This window comes from Janthinobacterium sp. SUN206 (genome assembly GCF_030587305.1).
GTDB classification, from domain to species: Bacteria; Pseudomonadota; Gammaproteobacteria; order Burkholderiales; family Burkholderiaceae_D; genus Janthinobacterium; species Janthinobacterium kumbetense.
This window is the reverse complement of the sequence record NZ_JAPWIB010000003.1, coordinates 255,838-278,850: the sequence shown is the minus strand read 5'-3', so window position 1 is coordinate 278,850 and position 23,013 is coordinate 255,838. Positions and strand designations below refer to the sequence as shown.

At 62.9% G+C, this 23,013-nt stretch carries 19 protein-coding genes; 7 read left to right on the top strand and 12 right to left on the bottom strand.

Going from position 1 to position 23,013, the window contains the following annotated elements; genetic code table 11:
* Window positions 1-150: 150 nt before the first annotated feature.
* Window positions 151-2,223 carry a M13 family metallopeptidase gene (locus tag O3300_RS18200; protein ID WP_305053730.1) on the bottom strand — a complete coding sequence of 691 codons (2,073 nt, stop codon included), beginning with the start codon at window positions 2,221-2,223 and terminating at the stop codon, window positions 151-153.
* A gap of 153 nt (window positions 2,224-2,376) precedes the next feature.
* Window positions 2,377-2,964: a hypothetical protein gene (locus O3300_RS18195; protein ID WP_305053729.1), complete on the bottom strand. Its 588-nt coding sequence runs from the start codon at window positions 2,962-2,964 to the stop codon at window positions 2,377-2,379.
* 324 nt (window positions 2,965-3,288) lie between these two features.
* Between O3300_RS18195 and O3300_RS18190 the strand changes: the two genes are divergently transcribed.
* The 3 genes from O3300_RS18190 (at window position 3,289) to ybaL (ending at window position 7,963) form a co-directional block, all read left to right on the top strand.
* Window positions 3,289-4,731 (top strand): S41 family peptidase, encoded by a 1,443-nt coding sequence (locus O3300_RS18190; protein WP_099665870.1) that lies wholly within the window; start codon window positions 3,289-3,291, stop codon window positions 4,729-4,731.
* A gap of 187 nt (window positions 4,732-4,918) precedes the next feature.
* A complete protein-coding gene (locus O3300_RS18185) occupies window positions 4,919-6,040 on the top strand; it encodes a beta-ketoacyl-ACP synthase III (RefSeq protein ID WP_305053728.1) in 1,122 nt (373 codons plus the stop codon).
* 210 nt (window positions 6,041-6,250) lie between these two features.
* Complete coding sequence (gene ybaL / locus O3300_RS18180) at window positions 6,251-7,963, top strand: YbaL family putative K(+) efflux transporter (RefSeq protein WP_176381492.1); 1,713 nt, start codon at window positions 6,251-6,253, stop codon at window positions 7,961-7,963.
* 56 nt (window positions 7,964-8,019) lie between these two features.
* On the opposite strand, the gene O3300_RS18175 is transcribed toward ybaL, so the two are convergent.
* Complete coding sequence (locus O3300_RS18175) at window positions 8,020-10,065, bottom strand: NADPH-dependent 2,4-dienoyl-CoA reductase (RefSeq protein ID WP_305053727.1); 2,046 nt, start codon at window positions 10,063-10,065, stop codon at window positions 8,020-8,022.
* Window positions 10,066-10,225: 160 nt separating this feature from the next.
* Between O3300_RS18175 and O3300_RS18170 the strand changes: the two genes are divergently transcribed.
* Window positions 10,226-10,807, top strand: a complete 582-nt coding sequence (locus O3300_RS18170; protein ID WP_289899628.1) for an SRPBCC family protein — start codon at window positions 10,226-10,228, stop codon at window positions 10,805-10,807.
* A gap of 2 nt (window positions 10,808-10,809) precedes the next feature.
* Here O3300_RS18170 and O3300_RS18165 read toward each other — a convergent pair whose 3' ends face one another.
* The 4 genes from O3300_RS18165 to O3300_RS18150 all read right to left on the bottom strand — a co-directional run bounded on the left by O3300_RS18165 (window position 10,810) and on the right by O3300_RS18150 (window position 13,378).
* Window positions 10,810-11,265, bottom strand: coding sequence for a hypothetical protein (locus O3300_RS18165; protein WP_251349513.1), 456 nt, complete (start codon window positions 11,263-11,265; stop codon window positions 10,810-10,812).
* Between the two features lie 42 nt (window positions 11,266-11,307).
* A complete protein-coding gene (locus tag O3300_RS18160) occupies window positions 11,308-11,748 on the bottom strand; it encodes a DUF2721 domain-containing protein (protein WP_034783716.1) in 441 nt (146 codons plus the stop codon).
* A gap of 112 nt (window positions 11,749-11,860) precedes the next feature.
* Entirely contained in the window at window positions 11,861-12,817 is a 957-nt protein-coding gene (gene pip, locus O3300_RS18155; protein WP_099665875.1) for a prolyl aminopeptidase, read from the bottom strand.
* A 78-nt stretch (window positions 12,818-12,895) separates the two neighbouring features.
* Entirely contained in the window at window positions 12,896-13,378 is a 483-nt protein-coding gene (locus O3300_RS18150) for an Lrp/AsnC family transcriptional regulator (protein WP_034752896.1), read from the bottom strand.
* 153 nt (window positions 13,379-13,531) lie between these two features.
* On the opposite strand from O3300_RS18150, the gene O3300_RS18145 reads away from it, so the two are divergent.
* Window positions 13,532-14,152 carry a LysE family translocator gene (locus O3300_RS18145; RefSeq protein ID WP_257218786.1) on the top strand — a complete coding sequence of 207 codons (621 nt, stop codon included), beginning with the start codon at window positions 13,532-13,534 and terminating at the stop codon, window positions 14,150-14,152.
* On the opposite strand, the gene O3300_RS18140 is transcribed toward O3300_RS18145, so the two are convergent.
* The 5 genes from O3300_RS18140 to O3300_RS18120 form a co-directional block, all read right to left on the bottom strand.
* Window positions 14,089-15,513: a hypothetical protein gene (locus O3300_RS18140; RefSeq protein WP_289899631.1), complete on the bottom strand. Its 1,425-nt coding sequence runs from the start codon at window positions 15,511-15,513 to the stop codon at window positions 14,089-14,091. The two genes, O3300_RS18145 and O3300_RS18140, sit on opposite strands and share 64 nt — an antisense overlap.
* Window positions 15,514-15,630: 117 nt before the next feature.
* The gene (gene phbB / locus O3300_RS18135; protein ID WP_035823615.1) at window positions 15,631-16,371 is read right to left on the bottom strand and encodes an acetoacetyl-CoA reductase; all 741 of its coding nucleotides are present in this window, start codon (window positions 16,369-16,371) and stop codon (window positions 15,631-15,633) included.
* 137 nt (window positions 16,372-16,508) lie between these two features.
* Window positions 16,509-17,687 (bottom strand): acetyl-CoA C-acetyltransferase, encoded by a 1,179-nt coding sequence (locus O3300_RS18130; RefSeq protein WP_034783723.1) that lies wholly within the window; start codon window positions 17,685-17,687, stop codon window positions 16,509-16,511.
* 222 nt (window positions 17,688-17,909) lie between these two features.
* The gene (phaP, locus tag O3300_RS18125) at window positions 17,910-18,395 is read right to left on the bottom strand and encodes a TIGR01841 family phasin (protein ID WP_034783725.1); all 486 of its coding nucleotides are present in this window, start codon (window positions 18,393-18,395) and stop codon (window positions 17,910-17,912) included.
* Between the two features lie 128 nt (window positions 18,396-18,523).
* On the bottom strand, window positions 18,524-19,432 hold the full coding sequence (locus tag O3300_RS18120) for a LysR family transcriptional regulator (RefSeq protein ID WP_305053726.1): 909 nt from the start codon (window positions 19,430-19,432) through the stop codon (window positions 18,524-18,526).
* A 118-nt stretch (window positions 19,433-19,550) separates the two neighbouring features.
* Between O3300_RS18120 and metE the strand changes: the two genes are divergently transcribed.
* On the top strand, window positions 19,551-21,872 hold the full coding sequence (gene metE / locus O3300_RS18115) for a 5-methyltetrahydropteroyltriglutamate--homocysteine S-methyltransferase (RefSeq protein ID WP_305053725.1): 2,322 nt from the start codon (window positions 19,551-19,553) through the stop codon (window positions 21,870-21,872).
* 356 nt (window positions 21,873-22,228) lie between these two features.
* Window positions 22,229-22,978 carry a septum site-determining protein MinC gene (gene minC / locus O3300_RS18110; RefSeq protein ID WP_035828495.1) on the top strand — a complete coding sequence of 250 codons (750 nt, stop codon included), beginning with the start codon at window positions 22,229-22,231 and terminating at the stop codon, window positions 22,976-22,978.
* The last annotated feature ends 35 nt before the right edge of the window (window positions 22,979-23,013 follow it).

The following is a 23,013-nucleotide window of genomic DNA, read 5'->3' as shown; positions in this document are numbered from 1 at the left end:
CAGAAGGCCCAGGGCTTCTGGCCCGGTTTTTGACTGTAGCATACCGGCCGAAACGACAGAAAGAACTTTGACCGGAATGCAAAAAAGACCACGCGAGGTGGCCTTTTCTGTTGTTACAGTAGTACGTTTTTCACGACGACGCGCATGCGCTTACCAGATGATGACGCGGTTTTCCGGCGCAACATACATCTTGTCGCCCGGTTTCACGCCAAACGCTTCGTAGAAGCCAGGCTGGTTGACCATGGTGCCATTGGCGCGGTACTGGCCCGGCGAATGGGGATCGGTCTTGATCTGCACGATCTGCTGCGCTTCACGCATCTTGCTGCGCCACACCTGGCCAAAGCCCATGTAGAAGCGCTGGTCGCCCGTCAAGCCGTCGAGCACGGGCGCCGGCTTGCCGCCCAGCGAGATTTTATAGGCCTTGTAGGCGATCGCCACGCCCGAGTTGTCGGCGATGTTCTCGCCCAGGGTCAGGGCGCCGTTGACGTGGTAGCCAGGCAATGGGCTGTAACCGTCATATTGCTTGGTCAGCGCGTCGGCCTTGGCGGCGAAATTCTTGCGGTCGGCCGGGGTCCACCAGTCGCGCAGGTTGCCGTCGCCATCGGACTGGCTGCCCTTGTCGTCGAAGCCGTGGCTGATTTCATGGCCGATGACGGCGCCGATGGCGCCATAGTTGACGGCGTCGTCCGCGTTGGCGTCGAAGAACGGCGGCTGCAGGATGGAGGCCGGGAAGACGATTTCATTCATCGTCGAGCTGTAATAGGCGTTCACCGTCTGCGGCGTCATGCCCCACTCTTCGCGGTCGATCGGCTTGCCCAGCTTGGCCACCTGGCGCGCGGAGCCGAAGTTGGCGGCGCGCATCATGTTGCCCACCAGGTCGCCCTGGACGATCTGCAGCTTCGTGTAATCGCGCCATTTGTTCGGATACGCGATCTTCGGCGTGAACTTGGCCAGCTTGGCTTGCGCTTCCTTCTTGGTTTCCGGGCTCATCCAGTCCAGGGTGTCGATGCTGTCCTTGTAGGCGGCCAGCACGTTTTTCACCAGTTCCTGCATGTGCGCCTTGCGTTCTGCCGGGAAGTATTGCGCCACGTACAGTTTGCCGACGGCTTCGCCCAGCACGCCTTCGACGGCGCCCACGCCACGCTTCCAGCGCGGCTGGTTTTCCGTCACGCCGCTGAGTACCGTGCCGTAGAAGGCAAAGCTTTCATCGACGAAGTTTTTCGACAGGTAGCTGGCATAGCTGCGCAGCAACTGCCATTCGAAATACGCTTTCAGGGTGTCCAGGTCGCTTGACGCCAGCACCTTGTTGTAGCCGGCCAGGTAGCTCGGCTGGTTGACGATGACGTAATCGACCTTGTTGGCGATGCCCAGGGCGGCCAGGCCGGACTTCAGGTCGTAGCCCGGGGTCAGCTCGTTCAGTTGATTGATGTCGGTCTTGTTGTAGCGTTTGACGGGGTCGCGGTTCTCGACCTTGGTCCATTGCACTTCGGCCAGGGCCGTTTCCAGCGCAACGACAGCCTTGGCGCGGGCGGCGGCGTTCTTGTCGCCCGCCATGGCCAGCATCTTTTCCACGTGCGCCTGGTATTTTTCTTTGACGCCAGCCTGCTTGGCTTCCAGGTAGTAGTCGCGGTCCGGCATGCCCAGGCCGCTTTGGCTCACGTAGGCCGCATATTTCGTCGAAGCACGGGCATCCTGGCCCACGTAGACGGCGTACGGCGTGGCCACGCCCGTCTGGCTCAGGTGGGCGATCAGGGCCGGCACGCCCTTCTTGTCGCGCAGCGAGCGGATGCGGTTCAGTTCGCCGGCCAGCGGCTTCGTGCCCAGCGCCTCGAGCTTGACTTCATCCATGTAGCTGGCGTACAGGTCGCTGATTTTCTGCGCTTCGGAACCGGCTTTCCTGTTCTTGTCCTTTTGCGTGGCTTCGATGATGCCGCGCAACTGTGGCGTGGTGTCATCGCGCAGCTTGGCGAACGAACCCCAGCTCGACTTGTCGGCAGGAATCTCGGCCGTGGCCAGCCACTTGCCATTCAAATGGGTAAAGAAATCGTCCTGCACGCGCACGGCGGGGTCGATGTACTGCACATCGATGCCGGAAACGACGCCGGCGGCGGCAGGTGCGGAAGGTGCCACGGTCGGGGCGGCAACGGCGGATGCGGGTTCGGCGGCATGGGCAAACGCAGCCAACAGGGTCAGGGTCAGACTGCTCAAGAGATAGCGATTCACGGATTGTCCTTATGGGGCATGTCAAAAAGACCGGGCGGATAGCTTCGGGCGGATAGCCTGCCGCGCCAGGCGCTGCAGGAATGTAGCACGCAAGCATGCCTTTTGGCCATCCTTGCCCCTTGCTTGCCCCCCGCGCTTGCCCCCTGCTTACCCTCAGTTGCCGGGCAAGCTGATACCGGCGCCCCCGCTGCCCATGCTCACGCCCGCGCCGCCCATGCCCCCCTTGCCACCACCCTTGCGCCCGCCGTGCTCGCCACCGGGCGCGCCGCGCGACTCGCTGCGGGGCATGGCGGCGTCCATCACGCGCGCCATCTGGCCGGCGATGAACTGGGCCACCATCTGGCGCTGGTTCTCGTCCAGGGCATCGTTGACGCTCAGCCACCATTCGCGCAGCTGCTTTTCCTCGGCCAGGCTCTGCGTGCTTTCCATGTCCAGGCCGGCGAGCAGGTCGCGCAGCTCCAGCCGGGGCGTTTGCAAACCCTGCGCCACGCCCGCTTGCAGGCGTTCGCGGCGCGCCTTGCGTTCGCGCAACAGTTGACGCGATTTCCCTTCCACCTGCTGCCACAAGGTGGTCTGATTCGCATTGAGCTTCAATTCCGTCTTGAAATCGGGCGCCATCGGCAGCAAGTCTTCCAGGCGCATGTCGGCAATCGGCACGGCCGAGGCGGTCAAGGCGGTGGTGCCCAGCAGCAAGGCCAGGCTGAAACGGCGCACGGCGGGGAGAAAGGTCAACGAGGTCATGGGGGCTCCGGATAAAAAAAAGCCTGCGTCCGCAGACGCAGGCAAAACCACTTCGGGTCGAGAATGCGAGTCCACTATAGGGCCGCGGCACACGCTTTTTTTCGACTCTTACAAATGCTTACTCCCCTCAAGAGTAACTATACATCGCATACAAAACCGCAACATATGGCAAGCTGGCCGCCCCGTTTTCGCACGTAGACTGGGCCCAGGCATGCTTTTTCCACGGCCGGCCCACGCCGGCAGAGATTCAGGTCTATACTTTCAGGAAAGCGCCGCTCCACGGGGACTGGCGCTTGTGCAAGACACGCTAGCTGCAAAGGTGCAATGATGGGCAAACTCAAAAATACCGGCTTGATCGGCCTGGGCGTGGTGGCCGGCGTCGCCGTGTCGCTGCAATTTTCCGCCATGGCGCAAAAAAACGTCGAGCCGCCCCTGCCGCTGGAAGAGCTGCGCCAGCTGGCCGATGTGTTTGGCCTGATCAAGTCCGATTACGTGGAACCCGTCGAAGACAAGAAATTGCTGGAAGACGCCATTTCCGGCATGGTCGCCTCGCTCGACCCCCATTCCGCCTATCTGGACAAGAAAGCCTACGCCGAACTGCGCGAAGGCTCCGAAGGCAAGTTCGTCGGCCTGGGCATTGAAATTGGCCTGAGCGAAGACGGCTACATCAAGATCGTCTCACCCATCGAGGATTCGCCCGCCTACCGCGCCGGCATCAAGGCAGGCGATCTGATTACCCGCCTCGACGGCCAGCCCGTGAAAGGCGTCAGCCTCGACGACAACGTCAAGCGCATGCGCGGCGAGCCGGGCACCAAGGTGTCGCTGACCATTGCCCGCAAGGATGAACCGCAGCCGCTGGCCTTCACCATCACGCGCGAGGAAATCCACCAGAAGAGCGTGAAGGCGAAGATGGTCGAGCCGGGCTACGCCTGGCTGCGCGTGTCGCAATTCCAGGAACCGACCGTCGACGACATGGCCGCGCAGATCACGGCGCTGTACAAGCAAGACCCGAACCTGAAGGGCATGGTGCTCGACCTGCGCAACGATCCGGGCGGCGTGCTGCAGGGCGCCATCGGCGTCTCGGCCGCCTTCCTGCCGAAGGATGCCGCCATCGTCTCGACCAACGGCCAGTTGCCGGACTCGAAGCAGGTGTTCTACGGCCGCGCCGAATACTATACGTTCCGCTCGGAAGGCGATGCCCTGGCGAAATTGCCGGCCGCCATCAAGAAAGTGCCGCTGGTGGTGCTCGTCAACACGGGTTCGGCCTCGGCCTCGGAAATCGTCGCCGGCGCCCTGCAGGATTACAAGCGCGCCACCATCATCGGCACGCAAACCTTCGGCAAGGGTTCCGTGCAAACCATCCGCCAATTGACTGCCGACACGGCCGTCAAGCTGACGACGGCCCGCTATTACACGCCGAACGGGCGCTCGATCCAGGCCAAGGGCATCGTGCCCGACCTGCTGGTCGATGAAAATGCGGACGGCGACGGCTTGAACGGCTTGCGCATCCGCGAAGCGGACCTCTCCAAGCACCTGAGCAACGACCGCGACAAGGAAAGCGCCAAGGCCGCCCCCGTCAACGACGAGATGGAAGAGCAATTGCGCATCATCGCCCTGGAAAAGACCCGCAAACCGTTGGAATTCGGCAGCCAGGACGATTTCCAGCTGCACCAGGCGCTGAACCACCTGAAAGGTTTGCCGGTGCAACTGGCCAAGGCCGAACCGGTGGTGGTGCAAGCCGACGTCAAGCAAGAACAGAAGAAGTAAACAGCAGCGCCAGCAGCACGGCGGGGGGCGCCATGCCCCCCGTTACCCCGTCCACGCGACAAAAATCAATCTTCCGCCACACTTCCCCCTGCCCCGCAACACGAAACTCTCTACAGTCGAGCCCGTTTGTGTAAAATTTGCTTCACTTATCGGCATCGCGCCGATTGCCAAATTTGAAAGTTTAACCATGAAACAAGTCGTCATCAGCGGTACCGGACTGTACACGCCGCCATTTTCGATCTCCAACGAAGAGCTGGTCACCTGCTTCAATGCCTACGCGGAAAAATTCAATGCCGACAATGCCGACGCGATCGCCGCGGGCACGGTGACGGCGCTGGACCTGTCGAGCGTGGCCTTCATCGAAAAGGCGTCCGGCATCAAGTCGCGCTTCGTGATGGAAAAGGAAGGCATCCTCGATCCGGCCCGCATGGTGTCGCGCATTGCGGAGCGTGGCGATGACGAACTGTCGCTGCAGGCGGAAATGGCCGTCGCCGCTGCGCGCGACGCCTTGGCGCGCGCCGGCCGCACGCCAGCCGATATCGACATGGTACTGGTGGCTTGCAGCAATATGCAGCGCGCCTACCCGGCCATGGCCGTGGAAGTGCAGGATGCGCTGGGCATCGATGGTTATGGTTTTGACATGAACGTGGCGTGCTCGTCCGCCACCTTCGGCATCCAGCAAGCCGTCGCCGCCGTGCAAAGCGGCCAGGCGCGCGCCGTGCTGGTGTTGAACCCGGAAATCACCAGCGGCCACCTGAACTGGCGCGACCGCGACAGCCATTTCATTTTCGGCGACGCCTGCACCGCCATCATCGTCGAAGCGAAAGACACGGCCGTCTCGCAGCACCAGTTCGAGATCATCGGCACGGAACTGAAAACGCGCTTTTCTAACGCCATCCGCAACAATTTCGGCTTCCTCAACCGTTTTGACGAATCCGGCGTGGGCAAGGCGGATAAATTGTTCCGCCAGCAAGGCCGCAAGGTGTTCAAGGAAGTGTGCCCGATGGCTGCCGAGATGATCAAGACGACCCTGGCCAAGGCCGGCGTGGAAGTGGCGCAAGTCTCCCGCTACTGGCTGCACCAGGCGAATCTGAACATGAATCTGCTGATCGCGCGCCTGATCCTGGGCCGCGACGCGGAAGCCAACGAAGCGCCCGTGATCCTCGACACCTACGCCAACACCTCGTCGGCCGGCTCCATCATCGCCTTCCATAAGTATCAGGATGACATGGCGGCGGGCGCCACGGGCGTCATCTGCTCGTTCGGCGCCGGTTATTCCATCGGCTGCGTGATCGTGCGCAAGGTGTAGAGACACGGGGTGGCATAGGGTGGAGTCCTTGAATTAGGCGAAGATCCGGGTGGATAACATGCGTTCGTGGCCACCTGGACGAAGATATAGCACAGGTTTTTTGCAATAAAGCCGCAGGAAATTTTCCGGCAGGGGCTTTGATGCGTTTATACTTGGTCGCTGAGCAACATCTTTTTCCATCCGCACGTCCCCATAAGGAACCCCACACGCATGCCCCATGACATCAGCCTGATCACCACCATCGCCGCCGCCCTCGGGTTCGGCCTCATCTTCGGCTTCATCGCCGCGCGCCTGAAACTGCCGGCCCTGGTCGGCTATCTGGCCGCCGGCATCATCATCGGACCGGCCACGCCCGGTTTTGTGGCGGATGCGGAAATAGCGGGACAATTGGCGGAAATCGGGGTGATGCTGATGATGTTCGGTGTCGGCCTGCACTTTTCCATCGAAGACTTGTGGGACGTGCGCAAGATCGCGCTGCCCGGCGCCATCCTGCAGATCGGCGTCGCCACGGCGATGGGCATGGGCCTGGCCCACTGGTGGGGCTGGACCCTCGGTGGCGGACTGATCTTTGGACTGGCCCTATCGGTCGCCAGTACCGTGGTGCTGCTGCGCGCGCTGGAAGAACGGGGCATCCTCGATTCCCTGAATGGCCGCATCGCCGTCGGCTGGCTGGTGGTGGAAGACCTCGTCACCGTGCTGGTGCTGGTGCTGCTGCCGGCGTTTGCCGGCGTGCTGGGCGGCAAGGTCGCACCGGATGCCGAGGCCGTCAGCCTGTGGCAAACCCTGGCGATTACCCTGGGGCAAGTAGCCGGCTTCATCGTCTTCATGCTGGTGGTCGGCCGCAAGCTGTTCCCATGGATCCTGTGGCAAGTGGCGCGCACCGGCTCGCGCGAACTGTTCACCCTGTGCGTGATCGCCGCCGCCGTCGGCATCGCCTATGCGTCGACCAAGCTGTTCGGCGTGTCCTTCGCGCTGGGCGCCTTCTTCGCCGGCATGGTGCTGCGCGAATCGGAACTCAGCCACCGCGCCGCGGAAGAGTCCTTGCCCCTGCGCGACGCGTTCGCCGTGCTGTTCTTCGTGTCCGTCGGCATGCTGTTCGAGCCGAACATCCTCATCGAGAAGCCCCTGCAAGTGCTGGCCGTGTGCGCCATCATTATCTTCGGCAAGTCGATCGCCGCCTTCCTGCTGGTGATGGCCCTGCGCTACCCGCCGAAAACGGCCATCATCGTCTCGGCCAGCCTGGCGCAGATCGGCGAATTCTCATTCATCCTGGCCGCGCTGGGCCTGTCGCTGGGCCTGATGCCGCAGGAAGGCCAAAGCCTGATCCTGGCCGGCGCCATCCTGTCCATCGCCTTGAATCCGCTCGTGTTCAGCATGGCCAAGCCGCTGCTGCGCGTGATGAGCAACAGCGATTTCGCGCGCAAGTTCGAACGCACCACGGACCCGCTGGCCGAGCTGCCGATGACGGTGCCGCAGGAAAAACTGTCGGGCCAGATCGTCCTGGTCGGCTATGGCCGCGTGGGCCGGCGCATCGCCGCCGCCCTGATGGAACGGGGCATCCACTTCGTCGTGGCCGAGGAAAACCGCGAAATCGTTGACCAGCTGCGCAAGCAGGGCATTCCGGCCGTGGCCGGCAATGCGGGCGAACCGGCCGTGCTGATCCAGGCGCACATCACGCACGCCACCATGCTCGTCATCGCCACGCCGGACACCTTCCACGTGCGCGCCATGATCGAGACGGCGCGCGCGCTGAACCCGAACATCATGACGGTGGTGCGCACGCACAGCGAGGAAGAGGCGGAATTGCTGCGCGCGGAAAACGCGGGCAAGGTGTTCATCGGCGAGCACGAACTGGCCAATGGCATGGCCGAGCACGTGCTGCAGAGTTTTGATGCGGCGAAGAAGGGGCATGGCGGGCATTAAGCCAGCGCCCTTTCCGTCCAGCAAGCCTGCCCGCTCCCAGCCGGCAGGCTTTCTTTTTACAGGCTGGCAGCCAGTTCCGCGCCTTCCCGTATCGCCCGCTTGGCGTCGAGTTCCGCCGCCAGCGCGGCGCCGCCGATCTTATGGAAGCGGGGGCCGCCGGTGGCCAGCGGCTTGCCATCCTTGCCCATGTCCGGCATGAGCTCCGTCAAGCTGTCCTGGCCCGCGCAGATGACCACGTTGTCCACCGCCAGCAGGCGCTGCTCGCCGCCCACGGTGATGTGCAAGCCCTGCTCGTCGATCTTGTCATAGCTCACGCCGGCCAGCATGGCCACGCCGTTTCTCGCCAGCGCCGCGCGGTGCACCCAGCCCGACGTCTTGCCCAGTCCCGCGCCCACTTTCGAGGTCTTGCGCTGCAACAGGAAGATTTGCCGCACGGGCGCAGGCGCCACGGGCGCCACCAGGCCGCCGCCGGTGGCCGCATCCAGGTCCACGCCCCACTCGCCTGCCCAGGTGGCCACGGGCAGCGGCAGCGGGTGCGCCGGGTCGTGCAGCAGGTATTCGCCCACGTCGAAGCCGATACCGCCCGCGCCGATGATGGCCACGCGCGCGCCGACAGGCTTCTTGCTTTGCAGCACATCCAGATACGACAGCACTTTCGGGTGGTCGATGCCGGGAATGGCCGGCAGGCGCACCTTGATGCCGGTGGCGACGATGACGTCGTCATAGCCGCCGGACAGCAATTGCTCGCGCGTGACGCGCTGGCCGAGGCGCAGCTTGACTTCCAGCAGTGCCAGCCGGCGGGCAAAATAGCGGATGGTTTCCGTAAATTCTTCCTTGCCGGGAATTTGCATGGCCACCTTGAACTGGCCGCCCACGCTGTCGCTGCTGTCGAACAGGGTCACCTCGTGCCCGCATTCGGCCGCCACGCAGGCGGCGGACAGGCCGGCCGGGCCGGCGCCGACGACGGCCACCCGGCGCGGCACGGCCTTTTTCGCGTACACGAGTTCCGTTTCATGGCAGGCGCGCGGGTTGACGAGGCAGCTGGCGCGCTTGTTGGCGAAGGTGTGATCCAGGCACGCCTGGTTGCAGCCGATGCAGGTGTTGATCTCGTCCGTGCGCCCGGAGGCGGCCTTGGCGACAAAATGGGGGTCGGCCAGGAACGGGCGCGCCATCGACACCAGGTCGCAGTCGCCCCGCTCCAGGATGGCATTCGCTTCGTGCGGCATGTTGATGCGGTTCGACGCCACCACGGGAATGCCGACTTCGCGGCGCAGCCGGCCCGCCACGGAGGCGAAGGCGGCGCGCGGCACGGACGTGACGATGGTGGGCACCCTCGCCTCATGCCAGCCGAAGCCCGTATTGAGAATCGTCACGCCGGCGTGTTCCAGGGCCTTGGCCACCGCCACCACGTCATCCCAGGTATTGCCGCCCTCGACCAGGTCGAGCAGGGAATGGCGGTACATGATGATGAAGTTGGGGCCGACGGCGGCGCGGATGCGGCGCACGATGTCCACGGGCAGGCGCATGCGGTTCTCGATGCTGCCGCCCCAGCGGTCCTGGCGCAGGTTCGTGCGCGCGCACAGGAATTGATTCAATAAGTATCCTTCGCTGCCCATCACTTCGATGCCGTCATAGCCGGCCTTTTGCGCCAGGCGCGCGCAGCGCACGTAGTCGCAGATGGTGCGCTCGATGCCCCGTTCGCTCAGGGGACGGGGGCGGAATGGCGAGATCGGCGATTTCTTCGCCGACGCCGAGACGACGAACGGCTGGTAGCCATAGCGGCCCGCATGCAGGATCTGCATGACGATCTTGCCGCCCTCCTCGTGCACGGCGCGCGTCACCTTGCGGTGGTTCGGCACGTCGCCGAGGAAATTGAGCGTGCCGCCGAACGGCAGCAGCCAGCCCTGGCGGTTCGGCGAGATGCCGCCCGTGACGATCAGCCCCACCCCGCCCCGCGCCCGTTCGCGGTAAAACGCGGCGAGCTTGCCATAATGATAAAACCGATCTTCCAGGCCCGTATGCATGGACCCCATGATGACGCGGTTGCGCAAAGAGGTAAAACCCAGGTCGAGCGGGGCCAGCAGGTGGGGATAGGCAGTCATGGTGATCGGTCCGGTAGAGGTGGTATGCAGGCCGTACGGTAGCAAGCATTGCCGCTCGCCGCAGCGTATTTCTCTAGACCGGGAGTTCTAAATCGCCCGGCGCACGGGCCGGCGATGCGTACAGCTTGTGCCGGGCGCAAGTTTCCCGTAGGCTAGGTGCATGACGCGACTCTTCCTTTGCCTGCTGATGCTGTGCGCCGTCCCCGCTACCGCGCTGGCGCAGGCGATACGCCTGGACAAGCTCAAGGTCGACGTCAAGCGCATCGAGGTCGACGGGCAGCGCATGTATGAAGTCGATGCCAGCGGCAGCGTGCAGGCGCCGCCGGCGTCCGTCTGGAAGACCCTGACCACCTACGAGCGCATGCATGAATTCGTGCCGGACTTGAGTTCCTGCCGCGTGCTGTCGCGCAACGGCAATGAAGTCATCATCGAACAGCAGGGCATGGCACGCTTCCTGTTCATGAACCACCCCATCCACCTGGTGGTGCGGGCCACGGAAACGCCGTTCACGGCCATCGACATCGCCCTGATCTCGGGCGACATGCGGCATTACGAATCGCGCTGGAATCTGTACCCCATCCCCGAGACGGGCGGCACGCGCATCGTCTTTTCCAGCCGGCTGATGCCAGGCTTCTACGTGCCCGGCATGCTGGGCACGACCATGATACGCGGCGATATCGAGCGCATGATGGCGGCCGTGCTGGCCCGCATCGACAGCCAGTACGCCGATAAATCCGGATAAAACTACGCCAGGTAGGTATCGCGGTCGCGGATTTCCGCGAAGTTCTCCAGGCTGCCCAGCTTTACCGTGACGGGATTCAGGCTCGCCTGCGGCTGCATCGAGCGCCAGGCGAACAGCCATTCCTGTTCCAACGCTTCGGCGCGCGTCTTGGTGAAGGCGGCGCCCAGGGCGGCGCGCTGGCCATATTCGACCAGGCCATCGATGCCGGCCCAGCTGGGCAAGGTGCGCTGCACGGCGCGGTGCAGGCGTTCGCCGAATTCTTCCGTATTGTGGATGATCAAACAGGCGTCGGCCGGGGCGAACAGGTCGAACAGTTGCTTGTCCCACACTTGGGAAAAGCTCAGGGTCAAACAATTGCCCGCAGGCATCAGGCGGAACTGGCCCAGGCTCAGCGCCAGCTCGAGTTCGCTGCGCTGGCCGTAGCGGTGCAGGGTGGGGGGACGTTTGTAATCGTGCATGCTGGACTCGTTCTTCAATAGTAGGGTAAACCGGCGCGCCGCTTAACGTGGCGGGCGGATATGGCGCCGGATGCGCTGGGCCGTCGCGGCCAGATAAATTTCGCGCAGTAAATAAATAAAACAGCCGATCAGGCAAATCACAGCCAGCACAAAGAAGGCCGCGATGTATTTGTCCAGGGTCAGGTTCAGAATATCGCCCAAAAACAGCATGGCGATGATGACGCAGACGAAGAAACCGCACGCCGTGCTGAGCGAAATCGAGTAATTGATCAGATGGGTACGCCGATACAAGGTATCTAGCTCATCCATATAGAAATCGTTATAGCCGATGTCGAGCCGGTCTTCCAGCACGCGCGTGCGGTCGATGATGCGGCCCAGGCGGTTGGTCAGCACCACCAGCATGGTGCCGATACCGGTCAACAGGAAAACCGGCGCAATCGCCAGCTGGATGATATGGCCGATGTCGCCGATCTGTATGTTCATGGATAAAAAGTCGTAGGTTCACACCGGCGCCCGACCGTGGCGCCAGCACAGGCCATAGTGTAGCAGGTGGCGCACGCCGGCTGGCCGCTTTGCCAACCGGCGGGCTCTGGCGTCATGCGAAACCGCGCCCCGGCACGAAGCGCTCGGTGGCGCGCACCAGCGCCGAAGCGATGCCGTGCTCGAGTGCGCCATGGCCCGCATCCGGGATCATTTCCAGCTGCGCGCCCGGCCAGGCTTGCTGCAGGCGGTAGGCCGACAGCGGCGGGCAGATGGCGTCGTAGCGGCCTTGCACGATGACGGCCGGCAAATGCGCAATGCGCGCCATGTTGCGGATCAGCTGGTCTTCCTCGAAGAAGCCGAGGTTGGCCATGTAGTGCGATTCGAGCCGGCCCACGCCCAGGTCGAGCGCATCGTTCGGCGCATCTTCCGGCTGCGGCATCAGGTAGACGCGGCGGCCTTCGAAGCGGCTCCAGGCGCGCGCGGCGGGCCAGTACACGGCGGGATCGCTGCTGAGGATGCGTTTCACGTAGGCCGCCAGCAAGTCGCCCCGTTCCTCTGCGGGAATAGGCGCGGCGAATTCCGCATACAGTTCCGGATAGAACCAGCGCACGCCCTCGATGAACCAGTCGATTTCCGCCTGCGTGCACAGGAAAATGCCGCGCAGCACGAAACCGAGGCAAGCCTCGGGATGCGCCTGGCCATACGCGAGCGCCAGGGTCGAACCCCACGAGCCGCCAAACACCAGCCATTGGTCGATGCCGAACTGGACGCGCAAGCGTTCGATATCGGCGATCAGCAGCTGCGTCGTATTGTTGCGCCATTCGCCCAGCGGCGTGGACTTGCCCGCGCCGCGCTGGTCGAACAGGATCACGCGGTAGCGCTGCGGGTCAAAAAAGCGGCGGTGCTGCGGCGACAGGCCCGCGCCGGGGCCGCCGTGCAGGAACAGCACGGGAATGCCGTCGGGGTTGCCGCACTCTTCCCAATAAATGGTGTGGATGTCATCGACCGCCAGCATGCCGTGCCGGTTTGGCGACAGGACGGGAAACAGGGGGGACAAAGAATCGGGCATGGCGGTCCTCAGAATGGCAGTCGGGGCGCCAGGCACGAGTCCTGGCAACTGTTCCAATTATAGTGCGCCGCCGGCGCCTCAGGCCAGCAGCAAGGGCAGGCGGTTCGACGACTTGATTTCGCGCATCGACAAGCTGGACTGGATTTCCGCCACGCCGGGCAGGCGGCGCAGCACGGTCGAGACGAATTCGCCATACGCTTCCAGGTCGCGCGCCACCACTTGCAGGAAATAATCGGCTTCACCCGCCACATTGTGGCACGACAAGATCTCGGGAATCGTCGCGATCGCCTGCTCGAACTGCGACGGCTGTTCGCCGCCATGGTTGGCAAACACGACCCGCACGAACGCCACCAGGCCGATGCCCAGCTTCTTGCGGTTAAGCAAAGCCTGGTAGCCGGTAATGAAACCTTCCTCTTCCAGGCGGCGCAAGCGGCGCCAGACGGGGGTTTCGCTCAGTTTCAAGCGCTCGGCCAGGCGCGCATTCGACAGCCGTCCTTCATCCTGCAACAGCCTGAGTATCTGCAAATCGGTGGCGTCGAGGCTAACTTCTGAAATTTTCATCTATTTTTTGTTTTTATACGAGTGGAATCTACCCGAATACTAGGGCATGCAGGGCAGGAAAAGCAAGCACATTTCATCGCTGCAAGAACATAATGGGACCCGGCGAGCAGGCCGCACCGTGTGCATGCTCCCGCTTTTCTTTTCGACCGAGCCATGTCCGATTCTACCTTCCTGATGTACCTGCTGGCACTGGCCGGCGCCTTTTTATTACCGGGCCCCGACATGGCGCTGGTGCTGGCGACGGGCGCGGCGCGCGGCGTGGCCGCGGCGCTGGTGACGGCCGTGGGCATCGCCGGCGCGCGCGCCGTCCACGTGGCGCTGTCGGGCGCGGGCCTGGCGGCGCTGATGGTGACGCATCCGCAAGCCTTGCAATGGGTCAAATGGGCGGGCGCCGCCTACCTGCTGTACCTGGCGCTGCGCCTGCTGCAGTCGGCCCTGTCAAGCAAAACGGCACAGGAAGCGGCCGCTCCCGCCACGGCGCATGGCGCCCGCGCCAGCCTGGTGCGCGGCTTCCTGACGAATCTGCTCAATCCGAAGGCACTGCTGTTTTGCAGCATGTTCCTGCCGCAATTCGTCGTCGGCAGCGAGCAGGTCGGCATGCAATACCTGCGCCTGGGCGCCGTCCTGGTGCTGGTGGGCCTGCTGTTCGACGCCCTGTACGCCGTGCTGGCCGCGCGCCTGGCGCGCCGCCTGCGCGGCAAGCCTTCGCCTTACGGCAAGTTCGTGCTGCCTGCCGTGTTCGTGCTGCTGGCCGGGCGGCTGGTGCTGGGCTGAACCGGCGCTCCGCACTCGAAAAAGACGGGATAGCCCGTCAGTAACTCCTGTTCCCGGCGGTTCACGCTGGCAAACAGGCGATGCGTGGGTACCAGCGTCCGTCCCGCCTCCCAGCTGCGCCAGGCATTGGCAGTATCGAACTGCGCATACAGCGCATCACCCAGCTCCTTGTAGCCGCCGGCCAGCTGCGGCCGCGCTTGCAGCGCTTCCAGATACAGCGCGATCGCCTCCGGCCATTGCCCTGCCTTGCCCCGCATGCTGGCCTCGAACAAGGTCAGCATGGGCTGATCCTTGCCGACCTGCGCGCGCAATGCCTGTATTGCGGCGAGGCCGGCCTTGATGGCATCCTCGTCCTTGGCCGACAGCGCGCGTATCAATTGCTGTGCCTGTTCATTGGTTTCCAGGGCCAGCCTTTGCTGCGGCGATAATTTCCCCACCGGGGCGCCTGTGGAGTAATTGTCTTCCATCATGATCAGCAAGGCAGCAAAAGGCCGTTGCCCGGCAAACGCCTGCTCCGCCTGCGCGCGCATTGCCGGATGCGCCTCGGCGGCCAATGGCTGCAGCCGTGTTGCCTGGTCCAGCACGCGCTCCAGCAAGGGGGCCCCGGCGCCGGCCCTGCCCGGCCGGTAGCCTTGCAGCGTAAAGGTCGCGGGCGCATCCGCCTGCACGCCGCTGACACGAAAGCGGCGTGTGAGCTTGCCTCCCACCTCCCGGTAGTACAGCAGGAATTGCATGGGGATCTGCCTGCTGTCTGCAAACATTTTCAGCACCAGCGGGTGGCCGCCCCAGGTATAACGCAGAAACTGGGCAAATGCCTTGCTATCCTGCCCATCGCCTGCAATGTGGGCCGGCCCCAGGCGCAGCAAGGGGTGTTCATCGAGCGACCACAGGACCTCGCCATCGAGAATGTTGGGGACCAGCCTGCCTCGCACCTTGCCGGCCCGGACCGACAGCGCCTGCTCCTCGTAAGCCTGGGGCGTGACATGATCGGCCCGCTTGGCAAGCGTCAGCACGTCGGCAATGCCCAGCCGGTGGCGCATCTCGCTCTGGCGCTGCCCGACAACATCGAACAGCGAATATTGCTCGTAAGTGCCAGCCGCCTTGTCGATAACATAGCGCCGGCGCGTGGAAAAATCGAGCACCGACAGCGTCTTGCCATCGCTGACGCTGATGTACTGCTGGCCCAGCACCACATCGTTTTCCTCCACTTCTTGCGCGGGCAAGCGGCTTTTCACGCCGGGGAATTTCTCTCGCTCGGTGGTGACGCTCACGTGAAACGAGACAGCAGCCTGGACCGCGCTGGCGCCGAGGAAAAGGATGGCGGCCACGCTGGCGCGGCGCAAGGCGGGAACTAGGGTCATGGAGATGATGCAGTGGAGAAATACTGATTTTAAGGCAAATCCGGCGATTCCCTTGTTTTGCTTGCAAGCATAAAAAAAGACAGCCGCAGCTGTCTTTTTGTTTTACCTCAACAACGATTACGACATGTGCTGGCCGCCGTTGATCGAGATATTGGCGCCCGTGACGAAGGCTGCTTCATCGGAAGCCAGGTAAGCGACCAGGCCGGCCACTTCTTCCGGCTTGCCCAGGCGCGCCATCGGAATTTGCGGGATGATTTTGCTGTCGAGCACTTCCTGCGGAATCGCCATGACCATCTTGGTGCCGATGTAGCCTGGCGAGATGGTGTTGACGGTGACGTTCTTGCGCGCCACTTCCAGCGCCAGCGACTTGGTGAAACCATGCATGCCGGCTTTCGCGGCCGAATAGTTGGTCTGGCCGAAGGCGCCCTTCTGGCCATTCACGGACGAGATATTGATGATGCGGCCCCAGCCGCGTTCCACCATGCCATCGCAGACCGGCTTGGTCATGTTGAAGACGGAATCGAGGTTGGTGCCCATCACGGCGTCCCAGTTCGGCTTGTCCATCTTCTTGAACGTCATGTCGCGCGTGATGCCGGCGTTATTCACCAGCACGTCGACAGGACCGATTTCCGCTTCCACGGCCGCCACGCAGGCCGCCGCCGAATCGTAGTCGGCCACGTCGCACGGATACGCCTTGAAGTCGTAGCCCATGTCCTTGGTCGTCGCCAGCCATTCCGCGACCTTCGGATTGCCTGGGGAATATGTGGTCACCACGCGATAGCCGAGCGCCGCCAGCTTGAAACACACCGCTTCGCCCAGACCACCCATGCCACCAGTTACCAATGCAACTCTTGCCATTTTCATCCCCTCAGTGTCGTTCTGTTGCTAAAAAATTAATAATTTAATGAAAGCAATCCAACTCCGCCGCGTGACGGCGGCGTACCGCACCCAGTCGTCACGCACAGCGCGCGACGGCCTGGGTTCGGCGCTAGCGATTAATCCCGCTCGATGGCCAGAGCTACGCCCATGCCGCCGCCGATGCACAGTGCTGCCAGGCCTTTCTTGGCGTCGCGGCGTATCATTTCGTGGATCAGGGTGACCAGGATGCGCGCGCCCGAGGCGCCGATCGGGTGGCCGATGGCAATCGCGCCGCCGTTCACGTTGATCTTGCTGGTATCCCAACCCATTTCCTTGTTGACGGCAATCGCTTGCGCGGCAAACGCTTCATTGATTTCCATCAAGTCCAGTTCTTCATGCGTCCAGCCGGCTTTTTTCAGGCACAGGCGCGATGCGGAGACGGGGCCCATGCCCATGACGGCCGGGTCCAGGCCCGACGAGGCGTAAGCCTTGATGCGTGCCAACGGCTTCAAGCCCAGTTCCTTCGCTTGCGAAGCGGACATCATGATGACGGCGGCGGCGCCGTCGTTCAAGCCGGAAGCGTTGCCGGCCGTGACGGTGCCATCCTTGGCGAACGCGGGGCGCAGGCCGGCCAGCGATTCCAGGGTCGAACCGGGCTTGATGTATTCGTCGCTGTCGAAGACAACGGTACCTTTTTTGTTGGCGATTTCCAGCGGCAGGATTTCATCCTTGAACTTGCCCGCCTTTTGCGCCGCTTCCGCCTTCAGTTGCGACTGCAGCGCGAATTCATCCTGCTCGGCGCGCGTCACTTCGTATTTCTTGGCGACGTTTTCCGCCGTGATGCCCATGTGGTACTGGTTGTACACGTCCCACAGGCCGTCGACGATCATGGTGTCGATCATCTTGAAGTCGCCCATGCGGAAACCGTCGCGCGAGCCGTTCATCGCGTGCGGCGAAGCGCTCATGTTTTCCTGGCCGCCGGCGATGATGATGTTGGCGTCGCCGCACTTGATCGCTTGCGCCGCCAGGTGCGTGGCCTTCAAGCCGCTGCCGCATACCTTGTTGATGGTGAATGCCGGGATGCTGCTCGGCAGGCCGGCCTTGATGACGGCCTGGCGCGCGGCGTTCTGGCCGACGGCAGCCGTCAGCACCTGGCCCAGGATCGCTTCCCCGATCAGGTTCGGGTCGATGCCGGTTTGTGCCAGCAAGCCCTTGATTACATGCGCGCCCAGTTCGGACGCAGGAATCTTGGCCAGACTGCCACCGAATTTGCCGACTGCGGTACGGCCGGCGGCCACGATTACGACATCATCCATTTATTTCTCCGATATGCTGGCCACGAGGGCCAAGGTCAAGGTGCTAATAGAATCCCATTGGAATCCTGTGAATCCGGGAAGACACAGCAAGCTGTGTTTCATTCTAGCGCGGCATGCGCCGCAGTTCCAGCGCCGCACCGCAGGCGGCGGCGATGACAGCCTGCCTGCGGTGGCGGCGGGCGGCCTGGCGCGGCGGATAGCCGCTGCCGGGCCGCAACGCGCTTACGCCTGGCGAGCAGGACGCGTGTTTTTATTTTTATCATACCCTTCATCGGCGCCGCCGAAAGTGGTTTTTAGAAAATTATTGAAGGGAATAATCAGGGGCACAGGCGTTTGCTTTACCACCTGCACCAGCTCGCCAAATTTTTGACGCGATGCAGCAAACTCACCCTTTGTCACAGTGTCGAATTTCTCTTGGGTTTCTTGGGCAACATCCTTTGCCTGGCGGCCATATGCACCGATGCGTTCGATGGCCAGTTGCGACTGCGTGCGCGACAGTTCCAGCAGCGCTTGCGGATCCTTCACGGACAGCAGCTGATTGCCTGCCACCGTAGCGGCGGCCAGCGCCGCGCGGGCCGCATCGATCTGCAAGTCCAGCACGCTGGCGCCGCTGTCGACAGCGGCCTGGGCATACGCTTGCGCGCTGATCAATTGTGCTTCCACCAGGGCCTTGCCGGCCAGTGCCCATTGCTCGGAAAATGAAAACATAGTGTTCCTCTCCAATTTGATGGCGGTGCATGTTGCGCCGCACAGTACTCAACTGTAAGCGGTGGTTCATTGCTGAACCTTGATATTTATCAAGCTTTGCTGTTGGTTTGTTTCCAACTCAACGTTGATCAGGACAACAACTTGATACCGTCCAGCGAGGCTGCGCACTGCTCGCGTATCACGCTGACGAAATCACGCACATACGCCTTGTCCTGCAGATGATCAGGCACGGAGACATACAGGTCGCTCCACAAGCCGTGCTCGCCCACCGGGCGCGCCACCACATAATCGTAATCGACGTAATTCTTGATGGCCCAGTTCGGCAAGGCGGCAATGCCGCGCCGGCTCGCCACCAGTTGCAGCACGGCGACCGTCAATTCCGCCGTGCGGCGTTCAAACGCGATGCCGGCGGGGCGCAGCACTTCGCGGATCAGGTCGATACGCTCTTCCGGCACGGGATAGGTAATTAATGTTTCACCCGTAAAGTCGGCCGCCACCAGCCGGCGCTGCGCCTGCAGCCGGTGCTTCTGCGCCATCACCACCAGCATTTCAAAGCGGAACAGGGGAAACACGGTGAAATCGGGGCCATATGGCGAACCGATCACCAGGTCCGCCTCGCCCGAGCGCAGCAAGTCCGCCGGTTCGCTGTGAAAGCCGGAGACCAGGTCGATTTCCACTTCCGGCCAGCGCTGGCGAAACGCATCCATCACGGGCATGAGCCAATCGAAACAGGTATGGCATTCGAGCGCCACGCGCAACTGCCCCTTGTCGCCCTGCGACAGGCGCGCCACGTCGCGCTCGGCCAGTTCGATCTCGGGCAGCAGCTTGTCGGCCAGGGCCAAGAGCCGGCTGCCCGTGGCCGTAAACGCGATCGGCATCGACTTGCGCTCGAACAATGGCGCCTTGTAGCGCTCTTCGAGCAAACGGATCTGATGCGACAGGGCCGACTGGGTCAGGTTGAGCAGCTGCGCAGCGCGCACCAGGCTGCCGGACGAACGCAGGGCACTCAAGGTGCGCAGGTGACGGATTTCTAGCATCGGAGAAATGGATTCTGTGCGTGAATTATTTTCATGTTATTCGGCAAAATGTTTCGTTTTGATTATAGATCAAGTTGCCGCACACTCTAGCGCATTCACATTAAATCTCGATGACATCATGACCATTCGTACCCACGTCCTTGGCTTTCCCCGTATCGGCGCCGCGCGCGAACTGAAACTGGCGCTGGAAAGCCACTGGCGTGGCGAGCTGTCCGAGGCGGACTTGGAAGCGACGGGCCGGCAACTGCGCGCGCGCCACTGGGCCCAGCAGCGCGACGCCGGCCTCGATTACGTCACCGTGGGCGACTTCGCCTTTTACGACCAGGTCGCCAACCATATCCAGCTATTGGGCTGCGAACCGGCCCGTTTCCACTTTGCGCCAGAGCAATCGCCGCTGGCGCGCTATTTCACCATGGCGCGCGGCGCAGACACGCACACCACCCAAGCCGGCTGCGGCCACGCGCACCATGCACACGCCGCAGGCACTGCCGCGCTGGAAATGACCAAGTGGTTTGACACCAATTACCATTACCTGGTGCCCGAACTGTCGCCGCAGACCCGCTTTTCGCTCGCTTGCGAGCGCCTGCTGGCGGAAGTGGCCGAGGCGCAAGCGCTGGGCCACCCGGTCAAGGCGGCCCTGATCGGCCCCCTCACCTTCCTCTGGCTGGGCAAGGAAAAGACGCCCGGCAAGTCAAGCTTCGACCGCCTGGCCCTGCTGGAACAATTGCTGCCCGTCTACGGCGCCCTGCTCGACCGCCTGAAGCGGCAAGGCGTGACGTGGGTGCAGCTCGACGAACCGATCCTGGGCCTGGACTTGCCCAATGCGTGGCGCAGCGCCTTCGAAAGCACGTATTGGCAGCTGAACCAGGTGGGCGTGAATATCCTGCTGGCAACGTATTTCTCGCCGCTGGAAGAAAACCTCAGCCTGACGTGCCGCCTGCCCGTGGCCGGCCTGCATGTCGACGGCATCCGCGCGCCGCATGAACTGATCAGCGTGACGGACTGGCTGCCCGCGCATAAAGTCTTGTCGATTGGCATCGTCGACGGGCGCAATATCTGGCGCACCGACCTCGACGCTGCCCTGGCCGTGCTGCAGCCGCTGGCGGCCAAACGCAACGGCCACCTGTGGCTGGCGCCGTCGTGCTCCCTGCTGCACGTGCCGTTCAGCCTGGCGGCCGAGACGGAGCTCGATAGCGAAATCAAGACCTGGCTGGCGTTCGCCACGGAAAAACTGTCCGAAATCGCCGTCCTCAAGGGCGCGCTCGCAGGCCGTCCCGATGATGCCGCGCTGGCCGCGTCTCGCCTGGCTATCGCCGGCCGCCGTGCCAGTCCCCGCGTGCACCGCCCGCAAGTGGCGCAGCGCCTGCAAGCGCTCACGCCCACCATCGACCGCCGCGATTCCAGCTTCCCGCAGCGCCAGGCCATGCAGCGCGCGCGTTTGCAACTGCCCGACTTCCCCACGACGACCATCGGTTCCTTCCCGCAGACGACGGCCATCCGCGCCGCCCGCGCCAGTTTCAAGCGAGGCGAACTGGCTGTGAACGACTACGAACAGCAGATGCGCGCCGAAATCGCCCACGCCGTGAGCCGCCAGGAAGCGCTGGGCCTGGACGTGCTCGTGCATGGCGAAGCGGAACGCAACGACATGGTCGAATACTTCGGCGAGCAACTGGACGGCTTTATCTTGACGCGCCACGGCTGGGTGCAATCGTACGGCTCGCGCTGCGTGAAGCCGCCCGTGATTTACGGCGACGTGCAGCGCCCCACCGCCATGACCGTCGAATGGACGGTGCACGCGCAAAGCCTGACGCATAAACCGGTGAAGGGCATGCTGACGGGCCCGGTCACGATCTTGCAATGGTCGTTCGTGCGCGACGACCAGCCGCGCGCCACGACGGCGCTGCAACTGGCCCTGGCCATCCGCGACGAGGTGCAAGACCTGGAAACGGCCGGCATCGGCATCATCCAGATCGACGAGCCGGCCATCCGCGAAGGCTTGCCGCTGCGCCGCGGCCGGTGGGACGCCTACCTGGACTGGGCCACGCGCGCCTTCCGCATCGCCGCGTCCGTCGTCAGCGACACGACGCAGATCCACACCCACATGTGCTATGCCGAATTCAACGACATCCTGCCGCAGATCGCCGCCATGGACGCCGACGTCATCACGATAGAGACGAGCCGCTCCGACATGGAACTGCTGAAGGGTTTTGGCCAGTTCCAGTATCCGAACGAAATCGGCCCCGGCGTGTACGACATCCACTCGCCGCGCCCCTCCTCGACTCTCGACATGGTGAAATTGCTGCAAAAAGCCAGTACGGTCATTCCGCCAGCCAATTTATGGGTCAACCCGGACTGCGGCTTGAAGACGCGGGGCTGGGCGGAAACGGAGGCGGCCTTGCAAAACATGGTCGCGGCGGCACGGCAGATGCGCGCGGCGTGATGAAAATATGACAAGGTCATGCAAGGCCTGACAAAACCGTAGCGAGCGGAAGAAAGTTGTGCTTGAGAAGCGCAACTGTATGAAGGTACAGTGAGCATCGCAGACCGCAAATTACGACGCGCAGCAGGTTTTGATAGGCGGACTCAAGCCGCATTCTCGGCTGCTTTCGGGGCGGCGCACCGGTTTTCCGGGGCGCCGTCCGTTTTTTTTGACATGAAGTAGGTGTTGCCCTGCGGAATAGCACGCGCCAGGCCCCTGATGCCGATTTTTTTGCAGTAGAATGCAAGAAATTTACTGCTCCCATTGTTGCCGTACGGAACATCTGGCCTGCCGCAGTTTCACTTTGATAAATGTTTATGTCCAAAAGCCCGTCGCAGAAGCCTATCGAAATCAAGATTTCCACCGTCGTTGCCGTCTCCGCCATTCTGCATAGCGCCGATACGCAGGCACTCGATGCCGCCTTGCGCGACATGACGGGAGGCGTGGCGGACTTTTTCGAGGACGACCTGGCCGTGCTGGACGTGGCGGCCTTGCCGCCCGGCAGCGTGCCCATCGACTGGGCCGCCCTCGTGGCCCTGCTGAAAAAATACCGTTTGAATGCCGTGGCCGTGCGCAATGCGCCGGCCGACATGCATGACGCCATCCTGGCGCAAGGCTTGAGCCTCGACAGCGGCAAGACGCGCGACGATGCGCCGCCCAAGGATGGTCCCAAGGATACCCCCACTGCCGCCGCCCAGTCGGGCGCCGACGCCCAGGTGATGGTGATCGACACGCCCGTGCGCGCCGGCCAGCGCATCTATGCGCGCGGCTGCGACCTGATCATCACCGCCGTCGTCAACAATGGCGCCGAAATCATCGCCGACGGCAGCATCCACGTATATTCCTCGCTGTACGGCCGCGCGCTGGCCGGCGCCTCGGGCAATGCCCAGGCGCGCATCTTCGCGCTGGCCATGGAACCGGAACTGGTCTCGATCGCCGGCGTGTACCGCACGTTCGAGGATGGTTTCCCCGCAGAAATGGCGCGCGGACCCGCGCAAATTCGTTTGGCTGGAGACAGAATCGATATACACTCTGTCAATCCGGTCACTCCCGTGAACCGCTCTTAAGCTGCACAATTCAAGAGATATCTGAAAAGGATTAT